Genomic DNA, 16,329 nt, shown 5'->3' on the forward strand with positions numbered 1-16,329 from the left:
TTAACCCTCCTGCTGCAAATGAGTCAGGTCAAGCGCAACGGCTTGTTGCGCACGTTCCAGCAATAATTTATCGCTTGCTTCCCGCGCCAGTTGCCAATTGCGTTCAGCCCAGTAGAGCGCTTGTTGTGCATCCGGTTGCACTTGCAAAAAAAACAGTGCCACTTCAGCGGCATGCGCTTGATCATCGCGTGCAATACGCAACTGCATTCGCTGCGCAAGTTGTTCGTGTATTGGCGAATCCTGCAGCAGATTTTTTTCCGCTATCACTAGGCGCAACAACAGCGCATCATCCTGCTGCGGCGCATTATTTATTAAAGGCGTTAATTGCTGGATTACCGCAGGCGAATCGCCCAGCGCCAGATTAATATCAGCCCACTGCACCCAATAGCTGAGGGAATTCTTATGACTAACCTGCTGTAAATGCTGCAAGGCGCGCTCGGGTTGATTCAAACGCAGCGCCATATCCGCCAACATTTGTAATAGCCAGAGGTTGCGTTCATCCCTGGGTAAACCTTGGCTCGCAATTAATTGTTGTAACTGCGCATAGCTTTCGCGCAATGCCTGCTCACTTTCGCTGCTGCGCACTTCCAAATTGCACGCACCCAGGGTCAGTAAATCCACTTTGCCGAGCAAAGCCATGCAGGTTTTTTTGGCGGCAGATAATTCGCCCTGAATTAAATGCAAACGCGCTTTTAATAACAGCGCCGTTGGTTGCGCTGCGTCTTGCAGCAAAATAAGGCTGAGTGTTTGCTGAGCCAAACTAAAACGATGTTGATGTTGTTGTACCTGCGCCCAGGCCAGGAGTGTGGGCAAGTGATTACTGCCGGATTCAACCTGCGGCTTTAACACTGCTTCAGCTATACCGTAAAGATGGCTATAACCCGGTTGTGATGCTTTGCTTAAATAATCATTCGCTAATTGGCTGATGCTATCAGCATTCATCACCCGCGTTGTGTTAGTTACTTGCGCGGCAGTTGTATCCCAACGCGCAATAATTTGCTCTGGTGAGTGGGGTTGATAACGTGCGTTTGATTGGGTCAATGTTTGTGCATTTGTTGTCGCCAATACATTGGCGGTTGGCAACAATAGGGCAAGATAAAATCCAACCCAGATTAACAAAGATAATGTTTTCATCGGTCACACCCGCTGCAATTCAGCTAATAAAATAGAGTCGTTTTTAACGGAGATATTTTTATGAATTTTAAAAAGCCTGCCATCCATAGCGGGCATCAAGGTAAGGAACTTTTAATCAACAACTATTTCACGTTAAGGCGCCAACAGATCATCAAACGCGTTTTCATCACTTACATCTTGCGTGATGTTGCGGCTGTTGAGTGACAAGGGTGTATCGTTGGGCTGTTGATTAAATGCCGTGCGGGTATAACTGCTCATGGCAACCGTCAGTAAATCAATAGTGATATTGACTGTGGCTACCGCCGAGCTGGTTTTGCCATCGCTCACACTAAAGGTAAATTGATCAGCACCCACAAAATCCGGCGCCGGGGTGTAACTAAAACTACCGTCGGTTTGCAGGCTAAGCATGCCGTTTTGTGGTGCTGTCACCACTGCAAAACTGAGCATGTCTTTATCCAAATCACTCGCCATTAATTTTCCGGTAAATGGCGTGTCGGCCTTGGTACTGAGCGCCGCATTATTTGCCGTGGGTGGCGCATTGACTTTTGGTTTTTTAGCGCCGTCACCACCACAAGCCGTGATGAATAAACTGCCCGACAAAATCAGCGGTAAGAGTGCGTTAGAAATTTTCATGGCAACTCCTTAGTTAGAACCGGGCAGTGGATCGGCCAGATAAGGGAAGGAATTTTTCATCATCATCGCGTTAAGTGGTGCACCGTCGGTGAAAGGCACATTGCCCACATTGGCGTCTTCGGGTTTACACAAACCCAAATCGGTATCCACACCGCCAACAGGAATTGGATAACACAAACGCCCCATAACAACGCGCAACGCAATATCCACCACATCGTCACCCGGGCGACGGCCATTAGGGAAACCAGCCAGATCATTACCCGCCACACCAAAATTGGATTGCTCCGCTTGTGCCGTTGCAGCAATGCCAGTGTTCAAGCGCAACATTTCTGACGGCGTAACGGTTTTTAATTGATTGACGCCGGGGAAGCCGGTGAGAAAAGCGGTGACTAAATCCATGCGCGGGAAATTAGTGGGCGCCAGCGTGGGCAAATTGGCACCGAGCGTGGTGTTAACCGCATCTTTAAATAAAATATTTAATAATTCAGGTAGCGAGGGATGCGTAACGTAATCAGCAAACTGGCCATCTGTTTTTGGTTCGGCAGTGGAAAAGCGATCCTTATCTTTTAAACCAATCACCAATTCATTCACCAGTGGGTTGCCCAAACGCGACACCTGGGTGAGCGCACCGCCATTTACTTCCGTTTTATTAAACGATGCCTGCGGATTTAAAATACGCGCCTGCGGCAAGCTCGCAGTAGTCCAACTGCCAATCACACCATTGCCACTGCCCACCAAACAGCTTTTGGGAATTTCGAGCGAAATGGCGGTGACATTTTTATCGAGCAAATCATCATTCATTGCCGATTGGGTAATACCACCGGGGAAGCCACCACCGTCGCCAGCTCCAGCGGCACTATCGCCTTCGACGGGAACATAATTAACCAAATCAAATGTTTTTCCGAGATTGACCACAAAGGGATCTTTGCGCTGGCCGACAAATACTTTGCCGTTGGCACTACACCCGGGAATCGCAATTTCATAAATAAAACTGTTGGCGTAATTGGCATAAGCCTGTGTGGATGAAAATGTTTTGGTGCCAATAAAATCCAGTGGTTTGTTAAATGTCATACCCATGCCCGATGCCATAGTGACATCAGAACGCATACCGGTTTTACGATCACCTGTGCGCAATTTCACGGTATAACTTTCACTGAAATTAGCAGCAGCCATATCGCTTGCAGAAATGCCGCCGACATTTTTCAAAGGAACCGCAACTGAACGGCTGTTACCTTCCGGCCCTACCGTCAGCTTTACACCTTCACCGCCTGCCAGTGCCTGGCTGAAACGAAATTCAAAGGTAAGGTCTTCTACAGCATCGCCGGTGTTATCCACGTGGATGCTATATACAGCGTGTGGGTCCATCGCAAAATAATTGGGGCCGCCGTAGGCATCTTGCAGCGGAATATAGTTGGCGATCAGCGTGACATAATCTTCGCGCCCGCTTTCATAGGAATTAAACGCGTAAAAATCGGTTGAATCGAGCGCGGGTGCGCGGGTGATATTCGGCGCTTCGCGGTGGGATGATGCAAAACTGCCAGTGGCAAGCAGGCTTGCACAGAGGGTACCAATAACGGCCGATAAATAATTATGTTTCATGATGACTCCGTTGGTTGTTGTGACATTCACAACAGCAAACGGCTCAAGTTGATTTTTGGATTCAACTTTTTGTGATTATTTTTTAATTATCGTGTAAGTGCGCAAAAATATTTTTTAGCGGGCATAAAAAACCCCGCGCGGGGCGGGGTTTGGATACAACAAAATCAACACACTATTCTTTTTTGGGCTTGGTATTAATAGTTTTAGCAGTAGGCGGTAAAAAATTGGTATCGCTAATTACCGACTTACCGGTCTTTTGCTCCAGTGCAATACGCGCCTGTTTGGCAATGCCACCACCCTGACTGGCTGCGGCTTTATTTTCATCCATACCGGTTGCATCTTCTGCTTCCGCTATTTGGCGAGTAGATAATTCGGCCAGTGCGGTAAAAATCAGTTCGGCTTCACTCATATGATCGCGCAGATTTTGGCTTTCCAAACCTTTCAGCGCTTTATGCTCCTTGACGTTCACATCGGCCCACTCGCGGTGAATAATATTCGTCAGGATGGCAAATTCATCACCTTTATTAACACCGTGACTTGCCCAATAATCAGTGAGTTTATTGCGCGTCTCCTGCCCCGTCATGCGCTGCTGAATCCACTTTTCGCTGCGCCCCTGCTGCTGCCAGGTTTCACGGGCACGATTTAGCGACAGCCCCGGATCTGACATTTCCTGCATACGTTCGTAACCGACCTTCGCCAGCCAGAGTTTGATGGGTTCGGCTTTAGGACTTGGCACTGATTGCACAAGACGCAAGAGAGTCTGTGCAGTTGCCGCATCTGTTAAGCGCTGCTTGCCGTCTTCAGCAGGCATTTTCAACTGGTTACAATCTGTAACCAGTTGACTACCCTCTTTGGCTAAGCGGTTTTTCAATACCTTCCAATAATTGCGTGCTCCTTGATAATCCGGTTGCTGGGTCAGCACCTGCACCACATCAATCACCGAGAACCACCAAGTTTCAGTTTCTTCGTCGTAAACGCGGCGAATAGGTTTTCCATCAAATTCTGTCGGTAAGATTTTCATCTCTTAACATCCTGTAAATTGTTGTTAGCACATCGAAATACTGTCCGGTTGATAAGCAAGATCACCAACCGGACAAATCAGGAGTCTAACTTTTTATCCCTGCAAAAACACTTACATCGCCACCAATTCCGCCGTGTACAACACGGTGGTCGGCTGGCCAGTGGGCGATCCACCGAGTGGTTCCAAACTCACTGCGAGTGCGGCGACTTGTAGCTGATCAAACAGTGCCGAACGCGGCAAACTCAACTTGCCAGTTTTGGGGAGCAGACCGAGTGAGATTGGCGCGCGACCATCGGCGGCGACCATCCACAATTCATAGTCCTGATTGTCCAGCGGGGTGAACTTGTCGGTGGCGCTCACCACTAGTTGGTCCTCGCGTAATTCAATCAACCACAGGGCTTGGGCTTTTTCGCTTTGCACCACGGCGATTTGGGCCGGCGATAAAGGTTCGACCGGTTGCAGATTCACCAGCAAGACCGCCATCAGGATTGCCGCGGCGGTAGCTAACCCGGCGAACCATTGCAAGGCGCGTGGTTTGCGTTGCGGCAGTGCCAGCACATTACTGACCCTGTCGGTGCTAGCACCGGTGCTGACAAAACCCAACTGCTGTTGGATACGCTCCCACACCTCGGGCGCGGGCTGGACATTGGGCAGTGCAGCACCCAACTCATTCAGGCGACTCTCCCAGCGCCACAGGCTGGAGCGCAGGCCTGGGTGTTGCATCAGCAGTCGCTGGTAGCGGACACGCGCAGGGCCTTGCAAGCTGCCGAGCACATATTCAGCCGAGAGTGCATTTTGACGTTCATCGGTAAGGTAATTCATGATTCAAGGCACCTCTTTAAACGTTCCAATCCGCGACGAATCCAGGTTTTGATGGTGCCTAGTGGCAGCTCCATCCGGGCGCAGACTTCCATGTGGGTCAAACCGCGAAAATAGGCGAGTTCGATGGCGCTGCGCTGGCTGTCTTCCAACCGATCCATGCAGCGGTCGATGCGCACCCGGTCGCGCTGCTCATACAACTCTTGCTCGGGTGTCTGATGATGAACTGCCTCTTCCAATTCCTCGGCGCCAGTCTCGCGCCGACTCTTGGTGGCGCGCAGCATATCCAGCGCGCGGTAGCGCACTATGCTGATCATCCAGGTAAGCACTTCGCCCTTCTCCTGCTGATACTCGCCCGCGTTGTGCCATATCCGCACAAATGCCTCCTGTACCGCCTCTTCCGCCAAATCGCGACGGCGCAACATCTGCAGGCTGACGGCGTAAAGTTTGCCCGCACTGCGCTGGTAGAGGTTGGCGAAAGCCTGCCTATCGCCCTGTGCGGTGGCGCTGAGCAGCTGCAAAAACTCCTGATTCGGATCCATAGTCATTCTCGTTGTTATCAACCGTTGAGGATTCATCGGGCCACTGGACTCCGCCAGAATGTGGCCCATTCAGTTGCTTTACGGCCTGCCGCGGGTTTTGGATTCAATTTTTTTACAGAATTGCTGAAATGAGACGCCCTGCGCACTCGCAAGGCAGTATCGGAGGAATAGAAAAGAAGGGAGATAGCCGCTGGCAGTTGCATAAGCGCCACTGCCAGCAGGTAATGAGGGAGCAACAAGAAAGAAACTAGTACCAGTAACCCAGCACCACTTGCGGGTTGAGTTGCAGCCAAATGGCCAGTTCACGGATCAGGATTTTCTCCACGATCTGCAGGCCGAGCAGCACGACAATCGGCGAGACATCAATCACCCCACCTAGCGGTGGAATCACTTTGCGGATAGGTTTGCAGAGCGGATCGATAATTTGATTGGCGAGGCTGAGCAGCGGGTGATGGCTCATGGGCGCGATAAAACTGCCGATGATGCTGATAATCATGCACCAGAAGAACACGTTTACGATGATGGTGAGCGCGCCCACAAACCCCCAGGCCAGCAGGATATGCGGCAGCGCGATTAACCCGGTCAAGCCGGTGATCAGGCAGAGAATGGCGCTCGCAATCAACTGCACCAGCAGGATCAATACTACCGACGCTGTATCGATACCGAGAATACTGGGGATCACTTTGCGCAGCGGGCGCAGTGGCGGCATAGTGATTTTAACCAGCGCCTGGGAGATGGGGTTGTAAAAATCAGCGCGCACCAGTTGCAGCAAAAAACGCAGCACTACAACCAGTAGCACCAGCGACAAAAGGCTGTAGGCGATCAAATGCAAAATATTGGCAAACATGCAAAGCTCCGGTGATGAAAGAAATTCTGGCCTGACAACAGACGCTGTTACTTACCTACAGGCGCCAGTTACTTACCTAATAGTTCCGATAATTCCACCGCGCGATTGCTGCAGGCCGTCATGGCGCGGGCGACAACGGCGCGGATATTATCCTGCTCAAATGACAATATCGCCTGCTCGGTAGTGCCCTTGGGCGAGGTAACGCGGCGGCGCAGCTCGGCCACATCATACTCACTTTCTTTAGCGAGCATGGCGGCACCCAGCGCGGTTTGCAAGGTCAACTCCGTCGCACATTCACGGCTCAACCCCAGCTCCACACCGGCATCAATCATGGCTTCCATTATTAAAAAGAAATAGGCGGGGCCGGAGCCGGAGACGGCAGTGACCGGGTTTAATAAGGCTTCGTCATCCAACCATTGCACTATGCCTACTGCACCGAGAATCGCGTTGGCGAGGGATTTATGTTCATCATTCACCCGGCTGTTAGCAAATAAACCACTGGCACCGGCGCGCAATTGTGAAGGCGTGTTGGGCATGCAGCGCACGACGGGCAAGTCGCCGTCCAACCAAACGCCGATACTGTCGGTAGTAATGCCCGCCGCGAGCGAAATAACCAGCGGCTGATGCGACAGCGAATCGCGCAGCGCCAGAGTCACTTCTTTAAGCATTTGCGGTTTAACCGCCAGCACTATTACATCCGCCCAGGCCGCCGCCGCGTTATTGTCAGTGGTGGTTTCAATAGCAAATTCCTGCTGCACTTTATCCAGCGTTTCCTGACGCGGGCCGGCAGCGAGCATCTGGCTGTGATTAAAACCTTCGGCAAGCAGGCCGCCGATAATGGCCTTGGCCATATTGCCCGCGCCGATAAAGGCAATCTTGGGTGCTGTCTTGGGTACTGCGATTTTTGGTGTAGCCACAATAAATCCTTAACAAAAAGTAAAAGTAATCACGCGGTCGCCGGTTTGGCGCGCGCGCCAAAAATATCGGTGCCGACCCGCACATGGGTCGCACCTTCGGCAATGGCCGCTTCCATATCGCCGGACATGCCCATGGACAGGCAATCCAGCCCATAGCCCTGCTGGTTTAATGCCGCAAGCGCCAGGCGCAATTTGGCAAAGGCAGCGCGCTGCTGATCGGTATTATTCGTCGCCGCCGGAATTGCCATCAAACCGCGCAGCTTTAGGCGATTCAACGGCGCTATGGCGGCAACTAACGCGGGTAATTCGATGAGGCTGATACCCGACTTGGTGGTTTCATCGTCTATATTCACCTGCACACAGATATTCAGCGGCGGCAGGGATTCAGGCCGCTGCTCATGCAAACGCTGGGCGATTTTAAGCCGGTCGACCGAGTGCACCCAGTCAAAGTGCTCGGCAATCGGGCGGGTTTTGTTGGATTGAATCGGGCCGATAAAGTGCCATTCGATATCCGTCAAACCCGCCAGCTGGACTTGTTTGTCCAGCGCCTCCTGCAGGTAGTTTTCACCGAAGGCGCGCTGGCCCCAAGCATAGGCTTCGCTCAAGGCTTGTGCAGGTTGGGTTTTGCTCACAGCGATCAACTGCACAGTTTGCGGATTTCGCCCGGCAGCTGTGGCAGCTTGATGAATTCGTGCGGTGACTTTCGCGAGCTGGTCGTCTATCTTGTGCATATTCCGTTTTCTTAAAAATCGCTGAAATTGCCCACAAACGTCTGCGGCGCAGACGAATAACAAAAGGTTGCTCTGATGGATATCACCGAACTGCTGGCGTTTAGTGCCAAACAAGGCGCGTCTGACTTGCACCTCTCGGCGGGTTTGCCGCCGATGATTCGTGTCGACGGCGACGTGCGCCGTATCAACCTGCCGCCCATGGAGCACAAGCAGGTGCACGGCTTGATTTACGACATTATGAATGACAAGCAGCGCAAGGACTACGAAGAATTTCTGGAAACCGACTTCTCGTTCGAAGTGCCCGGTGTGGCCCGCTTCCGGGTGAACGCCTTCAACCAGAACCGCGGCGCCGGCGCCGTGTTCCGTACCATTCCCTCCAAAGTATTAACGATGGAAGAATTGGGCATGGGCAATGTGTTCCGCGATATCTGCGCGGTACCGCGTGGATTAGTGTTAGTGACCGGGCCGACCGGTTCGGGTAAATCCACCACGCTCGCGGCGATGATCGACTACATCAACGACAACAAATACGAACACGTACTCACCATTGAAGACCCGATTGAATTCGTACACGAATCCAAAAAGTGTTTGATTAACCAGCGTGAAGTGCACCGCGATACCCACGGTTTTAACGAAGCACTGCGCTCGGCACTGCGTGAAGACCCGGACATTATTCTCGTCGGTGAGATGCGCGACCTGGAAACTATTCGTCTCGCGTTAACTGCCGCCGAAACTGGTCACTTGGTATTCGGCACCCTGCACACCACCTCCGCCGCCAAAACCATCGACCGTATCGTGGACGTATTCCCCGCGAACGAAAAATCCATGGTGCGTTCAATGTTGTCGGAATCGCTGCAAGCGGTAATCTCACAAACCCTGATGAAGAAAAATGGCGGCGGCCGTGTCGCGGCGCACGAAATTATGCGCGGCACCTCGGCGATCCGTAACCTGATTCGCGAAGACAAAGTGGCGCAAATGTATTCGGCAATCCAAACCGGCGCATCGCTCGGTATGCAGACCATGGATCAGTGCTTGGCCGATTTGGTCGCGCGCCGCATTATCAGCCGCGATGCCGCCAAATCCAAAGCCAAATTCCCGGAAAACTTCTAACTAAAAGCCCCTGAAAACGTCTAGTTAGAAACAAAAGGTTTAATCATTTTTTGCAGCACAACTTTTCAATAATATTTAAGGTGCATTGTTATGGATTTTGATCGGTTATTGTCCTTGATGGTAGAAAAAGGCGCGTCGGATTTATTTATCACCGCCGGTGTACCGCCTTCGATCAAAGTCCACGGCAAGGTTGTGCCCGTGACCGCCACACCACTCGCGCCAGAAAAAGCGCGCGAGCTGGTGCTGAGTGTGATGAATGAAAAACAGCGTAATGAATTTCTGGAGAAAAAAGAACTTAACTTTGCGGTAAGTGCACGCGGTATTGGCCGTTTCCGCGCCAGCGCGTTTTACCAGCGCAACCTCGCGGGCATGGTATTGCGCCGTATTGAAACCAAAATTCCGCAAGTGGATGAATTGGGCCTGCCGGAAATTATTAAAGAATTGGCCATGACCAAACGTGGCCTGATTATTTTTGTAGGCGCGACCGGTACCGGTAAATCCACGTCACTCGCCTCCATGATTGGCCATCGCAACCAGAATAGCAAAGGCCATATTATTTCCATCGAAGACCCAATTGAATTTATCCATCAGCACCAAGGTTGCATCATCACCCAACGCGAAGTGGGTATTGATACCGAATCCTTTGAGGTTGCACTGAAAAATACCCTGCGCCAGGCGCCCGATGTGATTTTGATTGGTGAGGTGCGCTCGCGCGAAACCATGGATCACGCCATCGCCTTTGCGGAAACCGGTCACTTGTGTTTGTGTACGCTGCACGCCAACAACGCCAACCAGGCGCTGGACCGTATCATTCACTTCTTCCCGGCGGATCGCCATCGCCAATTGTGGATGGATTTATCACTGAACTTAAAAGCGATTGTGGCGCAGCAATTAATCCCCACACCCGACGGCAATGGCCGCCGCGCCTGTCTGGAAATTATGATCAACACCCCACTGGCGCAGGATTTAATTCGCAAAGGGGAAGTATCAGAATTAAAAGAATTGATGAAACGCTCCACCGAATTAGGAATGCAGACATTCGACCAAGCGCTTTATGCACTCTACGACGCCGGTGAAATCACCTACGAAGACGCGCTGCTGCACGCCGACTCACCCAACGACTTGCGCCTGATGATTAAACTCGCCTCGGAAACCGATTCAAATTATTTGTCCCATGCGGCAGATAGTTTGTCGATCCAATCTGACGATCAAAATAATCGCGGGAAAATGTTTTAACCTTCCACGCTTACATAATTATTTTTTTGTAATAGCCCCGCTAGGATTTTCCGGCGGGGGAGTTAACTCGATAGCCTACATTCGATAACCAAAAAAGTAGTTATTATCCACCCAGATCGATTACTAAAAATCCCCCCACAAATACTGCACCAAACTAATTGCCGCAACTGGCGCAGTTTCTGTGCGCAATACTCTTGGCCCGAGGGTGAGCGCGTTAAAATTTTTCGCCAAGGCCTGTTCGATTTCACTCTCGCTTAATCCACCTTCTGGGCCAATCAACAAGGTAACGTTTTGCGGTTTTTGTTCAGCGGGTAGCGTTTTGCTGTCGCGGTGATGTAATACAAAACGCAAATCGGAATTGACGCTAGGAAGCCAATCGAAGATTTGGATGGGGGCGGATAATTGCGGCAATAAATTGCGTTGGCACTGCTCGCAGGCGCTGATGAGAATATGTTGCCAGCGATCGTGCATTTTTTCCTGGCGGTCACCATTCACTTTCACTTCAGTGCGTTCAGTAATTAGCGGTGTAATTTTGGTGACGCCGAGTTCGGTGGCTTTTTGTAGCACCCATTCAAACCGTTCACCGCGCGAAATACCAATCGCAAGCTCCAGTTCCAATGGCGATTCACGGTTTTCGGCGCTGTGTTCTTGCACGCTGACGATCACATGTTTTTTATTCACTTCATGGATAGTCGCAGCGAATTCACCGCCTGCACCGTTGAATAAAATCAATTCGCGCCCGGCTTGCATGCGCAGCACCTTGCTTAAATGGTGCGAGGCGGCTTCTTCCAGTTCGATCTGTTCGCCGCTCAGCAAATTTTGTTCGGTAAAAATTCGTGGGATTCGCATAGTCGCTAGTTTCTTAAAAGATCAATTAGTTTCGCAAAAATCAATGCTCGGTTTTGGCATGCAGTGATTGGTCTGTATCATCCACTGCAGATTCCACTATTAATGCAGATTGAATAAATAGACGCGCCGCGCCTGTATGTTCGGTGAGGGCATCGGCGGCTAATAAAATCGCGCCGGTGGTCCAGGTAGTTTTTTCGCGCGGCCAGATTACGTCATCGCGGAAATTGTAGCCCGTCCAATAGCCGCCATCTTCATCCATAAATTGGAATAACCAACTAAATAAATTCACCGCTTTGGCGTGTTCGCCTGCTGCTAATAATGCGAGTGTTAATTCACAGGACTCTGCAACGGTTACCCAGGGTTCATCGCTTACGCAGCGGCAACCAATATTGGGTTCAACAAAGGTATGCCATTTATTGTCAATGCGCTGCTGCGCGGATTTGCCCTGCGCAATTCCCGTCAGAATGGGATAGAACCAATCCATAGAGAAACGGGTTTTGGGTTCCCAGGTGCGATCAAAACATTCGGGATGATGACGTAATGTATTTCCGAGATGTTGATACGCTTTATACCAATGCGCCGATTCTTCGCCCAGTGTCTGTGCGATTAAAATCGCGCATTCAAGGCTTTTATATATTGAGCTGGATGCTGTTACCAACGCATCTTTTTTTGCGCTGCCATCTTCGGCGACTGCCCAATAGATTTCGCCCGTCGATGCCTGGTAGCGCAAGACAAATTCAATCGCTTTTTTTACAGTCGGAAAAAATTCGCGCAGAACGCTTGCATCTTCCGTCACTAAATAATAATGCCAAATGCCCGTGGCGATATAGGCAATAAAATTGGTTTCGCGATGATCTTTATCGACCGGTTCATCGCCAAGATAATTTGCCCACCAACTGCCGTCAGCAAGTTGTTCTTGCACAAGCCATTGATAGGCGCGGCGCGCAGCTGCTAATTCACCGCCAATAGTTAAACCCATGGCGGCTTCGATATGATCCCAAGGATCAGCTTTTCCGCCTGTGAACCAAGGGATGCAGCCGTTAGGTAATTGGGTTTGCAAAATATAATTGACGGTTGGGCGCAGGAGCGACTCGGGGAAAAATCCTTTGGTGAGTAATAAATTTTTCATGTGTTACCCCCTCCTGCCCGCACAACCCCCTCCCGGCCTCCCCCTTGATAAAGGGGAGGAGTTTTAATCCCCTCCCCTGACAAGGGGAGGGCTAGGGTGGGGTCAATTTTTTTAAAATACATCACCACACTTTTTCCCATAATCGGATTCAGCCATTTTTCCAGGGTTTGTGTAATCCAGGGTTTTTCCATTAAATCCCAGACTAATAAACGATGATAGCTTTTGATGAGCGGATTAGTATCCTGGGTTTTCCACCAGAGGCATTTTAGCCACCAAAAAGGTGAATGCAGTGCATGCGCCCAGTGGCGTTTATAAAATTGAAATGATTGTTTTTCTATTTCACGACGCAGATGTGCGCCATTAAAAATACGAATATGGCCACCTTCAACTTGATGGTATTCATGGCTTAACCACCAACAGATTTTTTCTGGCCAGGCGCGCGGTACGGTGATAGCCAGCAGGCCGCCAGGTTTTAAGATGCGCTCGATTTCAGCGAGCACGGCTTGATAGTCGGGAATGTGTTCCAGTACTTCGCTGCAAATAATTTTATCGACGCTGTGGTCGGCAAAGGGCAATTGGGTCGCATCCGCTTGTTGCAGATAAAATTGTTTATTACCTGAAGCTTGGGCAAAAGGTAAAAAGCGTTCGCGGCTGGTGAGTAGATCGCGGTGATTTAAATCGACACCGATGGCGGTGACATCGCCGTGCAAATAGGCATTGATCACATGGCGGCCTTCGCCGCAGCCGAGATCCAATACGCGGTCGCCTGCGTTAAGCGGAAAATCGTGAAAATTAATCGTAAGCATTTTGCACTCGCTCACTCGCTACTTCACGTTCAACTACTGGATCAACCTGCAACTGTTGTTGCAACACCTGATAATAGTAGCGTTCCATTTTTTTACCGACGCAATCCCAACTGAGTTGTTGCAGAATATGTGCGCGACCCTGTGCGCCTAATTGCTCGCGTGTTTTTTCGTTGTTTAATAATTCGTGCAGCGCGCTTTGCAAATCTTCAACGTTACCTGCGCGCACCAAACGTGCGGCCTTGCCCACTACTTCTGGCAATGCACCGCCGTCGCTGCAAATTAACGGCACTGCACAAGCCATGGCTTCGGCAGCGGGCAAACCGAACCCTTCATAGAGCGAAGGCACTATAGCGATACTTGCCTGCGCATATTCTTCGACGAGTTCCTGATTGCTGATGCCGGATTTAAATTGCACTACGTCTTGTAAATTTAACGCCTGTAATTCTTTTTGCGTTTCGCCATTCTCTTTCAATTTTCCGATGACAATTAACTGCAACTCGGGAAACTCATTGCGCAGTGACGCCAGCGCGCGCAATAACACGCTTAATCCCTTCAAGGGCTGATCAGAGGAGGCTGTGGTAATTAACCGGAATGGTGCGCGCGAAATATTGTCGAGCGGTTTAAAAATACTGGTATCCACACCATTGGGAATGACATGGATATTTTCTACTGGGCGATCAAATGCGGCGGCGATATCGCGCTGCGATTGCTGCGATACGGTGATCACATGGCTGAGTTGCTGCACCACCTTTTTTTGCATCGCCAAAAAACTGTACCAGCGATTGATCAACCAGCGCTGGCCTTTTTCCGTCGCCGCAGCCAGTGCGAGATCGCGGTCTTGCGTAATCGGGTGATGCACAGTGGCGATCACATTCACTCCGCGTTTTTGCAAATCCAGTAAACCGTAACAAAGACTTTGGTTGTCGTGGACAATATCGTACTGCGGTTTGTGTTTTTTAAAATGCGCGCATAACCGGCGGCCAAATGAATAAGGCTCACCAAAGGCGCCGCTCAATTTACTCCACCACTCGTAAAAATCCGCGAGCGATAAAAAATGTTGTGGCCGCAGTGCGCGGGTGGGATTCGGGTGCGCGTATAAATCGAGGCTTGGCAGTTGGATCAAGCGTACACGCGGATCTAATTCAGGATAGGGTGGGCCGGAAATGACATCAACGCTGTGCCCTAACTCCACCAATGCTTTGCTCAAATACTGTAAGTAAATCCCCTGCCCGCCCACATGCGGGTGGCTGCGGTAGCCCAATAACGCGATACGCAAGGCGCGTGGTTTAGTCGGAGAAACATCGGCACGTGCTGCAGACGGCGCTGCGCCTGTAGTTTTGGGCTGGTGATTGGTGACGGGGAAATAAGACATGGACAACAGACACCTGAATGTTTTGCGCATTATAGGTGTTTGTTGCCGACAGGTGTTTGTCGGTGCTGCCCGACAGTTTTCTGGCTGGTGCTATTCGCTGGGTAGAGATTCGGGCGCGGTAACAGGTTCCTTACTCGGTAATTCCGTAGCAGGGGCTGCAACAACCTGAAAGCGCAGGATACCAATGACCTGATTGGCTTCAGTTACCACCCGGATATTCCAACGCCCGACGGAATCCTCGGGGAAATTTTCTTTACGCGACCAGGAGCGATAGCCCGCCTCGCGCGCACCGCTGATATGCAGCGCCACTTTATCAATGACTTTGCCGTTATGAGTCCACACATGGTAAATGCGCTCATTTAACCCGCGCGGAGCGTGGATCGCCGTGTAGGCATAAATACCGTTACGCAGCTGCTCAGCGGACACCTTTTTATAGACACGCATCGGTACGCGATCTTCAGTATTTATTTCATCGGTGATTGCCACCTCGGTAAGCCAAAGCGTCGCCGGTGGAATCCAGGGGCGCATCAATAATCCCAAGGCACCAGCGGCAGCCGCCAGCAAGATCACCACAAAAAAGCGCTTCCACCACACTAATTGCAGTGAGCGCGCCACATTGGGCAGGGTGAGCGCTACCGCAATAAGTAGCGAATAGAGATACGCCTTGGGTGTCGGCAGTTGGAAAATAATCGGTAAGGCAGTGAGCGATACCGCAAAAATCGTAACGCCATGATAAATAAAATACAGCCAACGGCGCGGCGCCAACCAGCGATAGTAAATAGGGTCAACAATCGAGACAAACGCGGCGACGATTAAAAATGCAGTAAATACCATCTGCCCGCTATTCCAGGCAGTGGTGATAAAAAAGAAGGGGACAACAAAGAACAGGCTTTCCTGATGCACCATCTGCGTGGCAAAACTGACCAACGCGGGCGGCAACTTAAAGCCAAACCAGTGAAATATACCGCGCGTTAACAAAACCTCTGATGCCAGCCATACCCAACTCACCAGCATCAGGATGGCAATGACTTTCACCAACTCCTGATTGCGCTCGACCATCACAAAACTGAGCACACCTGAGACAAAACCAAACAGCGCTATCGCAAACGGATAGCGCTGCGCAAACGCAAATAGCCACTCAACCAGCGCTGTAATTCTCGCACGCACCGACAACATCATTCACTATCACTCGTTGTTATCGACAAAATAGCCAATAAGTCACTGCAGTGTATAGGTTAACCGCTGCCGGGCTGTGAACTATCGCAAAAGTTAGTGCTCGCGCCCCGCATCAAAATGTTTATCCAACGCCGCAAGCGCCAAACCGCCTACCAACAAGAGTACCAACACAGCCACTAAGGATGCAGTTGCAACAATACCTGAAATTAACATGGTGATTTCTCCATCGGTTATTGCACTGGTCTGTTAATGGAAAGACAGTGCCTTCAGGAGTAGATTGCGCGCGTCAGGACCGGGTGTTGTTGATCTCGATCAATTGTGCGTGGCCGCACTTGCACGCGCGCAATATTATTTGATCCAGCACAAATTCCACTTGTGCCAGTATTGCGCAGGGCATTTGGTGGAATT

At 50.7% G+C, this 16,329-nt stretch carries 16 protein-coding genes; 2 read left to right on the forward strand and 14 right to left on the reverse strand.

Annotated elements, in window-relative coordinates; genetic code table 11:
- The 9 genes from NNX04_RS13920 to NNX04_RS13960 form a co-directional block, all read right to left on the reverse strand.
- Complete coding sequence (locus tag NNX04_RS13920; protein ID WP_261946158.1) at positions 1-1,134, reverse strand: tetratricopeptide repeat protein; 1,134 nt, start codon at positions 1,132-1,134, stop codon at positions 1-3.
- A gap of 132 nt (positions 1,135-1,266) precedes the next feature.
- The gene (locus NNX04_RS13925; RefSeq protein WP_151055045.1) at positions 1,267-1,767 is read right to left on the reverse strand and encodes a cadherin-like domain-containing protein; all 501 of its coding nucleotides are present in this window, start codon (positions 1,765-1,767) and stop codon (positions 1,267-1,269) included.
- 9 nt (positions 1,768-1,776) lie between these two features.
- Complete coding sequence (locus NNX04_RS13930; protein WP_261946159.1) at positions 1,777-3,366, reverse strand: DUF4331 domain-containing protein; 1,590 nt, start codon at positions 3,364-3,366, stop codon at positions 1,777-1,779.
- A gap of 172 nt (positions 3,367-3,538) precedes the next feature.
- Positions 3,539-4,387 carry a BRO family protein gene (locus NNX04_RS13935; RefSeq protein ID WP_261946160.1) on the reverse strand — a complete coding sequence of 283 codons (849 nt, stop codon included), beginning with the start codon at positions 4,385-4,387 and terminating at the stop codon, positions 3,539-3,541.
- Between the two features lie 111 nt (positions 4,388-4,498).
- Positions 4,499-5,209: an anti-sigma factor gene (locus NNX04_RS13940; RefSeq protein ID WP_151055050.1), complete on the reverse strand. Its 711-nt coding sequence runs from the start codon at positions 5,207-5,209 to the stop codon at positions 4,499-4,501.
- Positions 5,206-5,748, reverse strand: a complete 543-nt coding sequence (locus NNX04_RS13945; protein WP_151055053.1) for a sigma-70 family RNA polymerase sigma factor — start codon at positions 5,746-5,748, stop codon at positions 5,206-5,208. Before NNX04_RS13945 ends, NNX04_RS13940 begins: the two co-directional genes overlap by 4 nt.
- A gap of 247 nt (positions 5,749-5,995) precedes the next feature.
- On the reverse strand, positions 5,996-6,595 hold the full coding sequence (locus NNX04_RS13950) for a YggT family protein (RefSeq protein WP_151055054.1): 600 nt from the start codon (positions 6,593-6,595) through the stop codon (positions 5,996-5,998).
- A 68-nt stretch (positions 6,596-6,663) separates the two neighbouring features.
- A complete protein-coding gene (gene proC / locus NNX04_RS13955) occupies positions 6,664-7,512 on the reverse strand; it encodes a pyrroline-5-carboxylate reductase (RefSeq protein WP_261946161.1) in 849 nt (282 codons plus the stop codon).
- 29 nt (positions 7,513-7,541) lie between these two features.
- A complete protein-coding gene (locus tag NNX04_RS13960) occupies positions 7,542-8,243 on the reverse strand; it encodes a YggS family pyridoxal phosphate-dependent enzyme (protein WP_261946162.1) in 702 nt (233 codons plus the stop codon).
- Positions 8,244-8,318: 75 nt separating this feature from the next.
- On the opposite strand from NNX04_RS13960, the gene NNX04_RS13965 reads away from it, so the two are divergent.
- Together NNX04_RS13965 and NNX04_RS13970 are read left to right on the forward strand one after the other, a co-directional pair.
- Entirely contained in the window at positions 8,319-9,353 is a 1,035-nt protein-coding gene (locus NNX04_RS13965) for a type IV pilus twitching motility protein PilT (RefSeq protein ID WP_007639272.1), read from the forward strand.
- Positions 9,354-9,443: 90 nt separating this feature from the next.
- A complete protein-coding gene (locus NNX04_RS13970; protein ID WP_007639271.1) occupies positions 9,444-10,589 on the forward strand; it encodes a PilT/PilU family type 4a pilus ATPase in 1,146 nt (381 codons plus the stop codon).
- 123 nt (positions 10,590-10,712) lie between these two features.
- On the opposite strand, the gene NNX04_RS13975 is transcribed toward NNX04_RS13970, so the two are convergent.
- The 5 genes from NNX04_RS13975 to NNX04_RS13995 form a co-directional block, all read right to left on the reverse strand.
- The gene (locus NNX04_RS13975; RefSeq protein WP_261946163.1) at positions 10,713-11,438 is read right to left on the reverse strand and encodes a 16S rRNA (uracil(1498)-N(3))-methyltransferase; all 726 of its coding nucleotides are present in this window, start codon (positions 11,436-11,438) and stop codon (positions 10,713-10,715) included.
- A gap of 40 nt (positions 11,439-11,478) precedes the next feature.
- Entirely contained in the window at positions 11,479-12,567 is a 1,089-nt protein-coding gene (locus NNX04_RS13980) for a prenyltransferase (RefSeq protein ID WP_261946164.1), read from the reverse strand.
- Positions 12,564-13,373, reverse strand: coding sequence for a class I SAM-dependent methyltransferase (locus tag NNX04_RS13985; RefSeq protein WP_261946165.1), 810 nt, complete (start codon positions 13,371-13,373; stop codon positions 12,564-12,566). The genes NNX04_RS13980 and NNX04_RS13985 overlap by 4 nt, the downstream gene beginning before the upstream one ends.
- Positions 13,360-14,745, reverse strand: coding sequence for a glycosyltransferase family 4 protein (locus NNX04_RS13990; RefSeq protein WP_261946166.1), 1,386 nt, complete (start codon positions 14,743-14,745; stop codon positions 13,360-13,362). Before NNX04_RS13990 ends, NNX04_RS13985 begins: the two co-directional genes overlap by 14 nt.
- Positions 14,746-14,835: 90 nt before the next feature.
- Positions 14,836-15,924 carry a DUF2914 domain-containing protein gene (locus NNX04_RS13995; protein ID WP_261946167.1) on the reverse strand — a complete coding sequence of 363 codons (1,089 nt, stop codon included), beginning with the start codon at positions 15,922-15,924 and terminating at the stop codon, positions 14,836-14,838.
- Positions 15,925-16,329 lie beyond the last annotated feature (405 nt).

Source organism: Cellvibrio sp. QJXJ, from assembly GCF_024452345.1.
GTDB lineage: Bacteria > Pseudomonadota > Gammaproteobacteria > Pseudomonadales > Cellvibrionaceae > Cellvibrio.

Bases quoted from the DNA above. Each gene is read 5' to 3' on its own strand.
- NNX04_RS13920 (WP_261946158.1), bottom strand. From the start codon at position 1,134: ATGAAAACATTATCTTTGTTAATCTGGGTTGGATTTTATCTTGCCCTA.
- NNX04_RS13925 (WP_151055045.1), bottom strand. From the start codon at position 1,767: ATGAAAATTTCTAACGCACTCTTACCGCTGATTTTGTCGGGCAGTTTA.
- NNX04_RS13930 (WP_261946159.1), bottom strand. From the start codon at position 3,366: ATGAAACATAATTATTTATCGGCCGTTATTGGTACCCTCTGTGCAAGC.
- NNX04_RS13935 (WP_261946160.1), bottom strand. From the start codon at position 4,387: ATGAAAATCTTACCGACAGAATTTGATGGAAAACCTATTCGCCGCGTT.
- NNX04_RS13940 (WP_151055050.1), bottom strand. From the start codon at position 5,209: ATGAATTACCTTACCGATGAACGTCAAAATGCACTCTCGGCTGAATAT.
- NNX04_RS13945 (WP_151055053.1), bottom strand. From the start codon at position 5,748: ATGGATCCGAATCAGGAGTTTTTGCAGCTGCTCAGCGCCACCGCACAG.
- NNX04_RS13950 (WP_151055054.1), bottom strand. From the start codon at position 6,595: ATGTTTGCCAATATTTTGCATTTGATCGCCTACAGCCTTTTGTCGCTG.
- NNX04_RS13960 (WP_261946162.1), bottom strand. From the start codon at position 8,243: ATGCACAAGATAGACGACCAGCTCGCGAAAGTCACCGCACGAATTCAT.
- NNX04_RS13965 (WP_007639272.1), top strand. From the start codon at position 8,319: ATGGATATCACCGAACTGCTGGCGTTTAGTGCCAAACAAGGCGCGTCT.
- NNX04_RS13970 (WP_007639271.1), top strand. From the start codon at position 9,444: ATGGATTTTGATCGGTTATTGTCCTTGATGGTAGAAAAAGGCGCGTCG.
- NNX04_RS13975 (WP_261946163.1), bottom strand. From the start codon at position 11,438: ATGCGAATCCCACGAATTTTTACCGAACAAAATTTGCTGAGCGGCGAA.
- NNX04_RS13980 (WP_261946164.1), bottom strand. From the start codon at position 12,567: ATGAAAAATTTATTACTCACCAAAGGATTTTTCCCCGAGTCGCTCCTG.
- NNX04_RS13985 (WP_261946165.1), bottom strand. From the start codon at position 13,373: ATGCTTACGATTAATTTTCACGATTTTCCGCTTAACGCAGGCGACCGC.
- NNX04_RS13990 (WP_261946166.1), bottom strand. From the start codon at position 14,745: ATGTCTTATTTCCCCGTCACCAATCACCAGCCCAAAACTACAGGCGCA.
- NNX04_RS13995 (WP_261946167.1), bottom strand. From the start codon at position 15,924: ATGATGTTGTCGGTGCGTGCGAGAATTACAGCGCTGGTTGAGTGGCTA.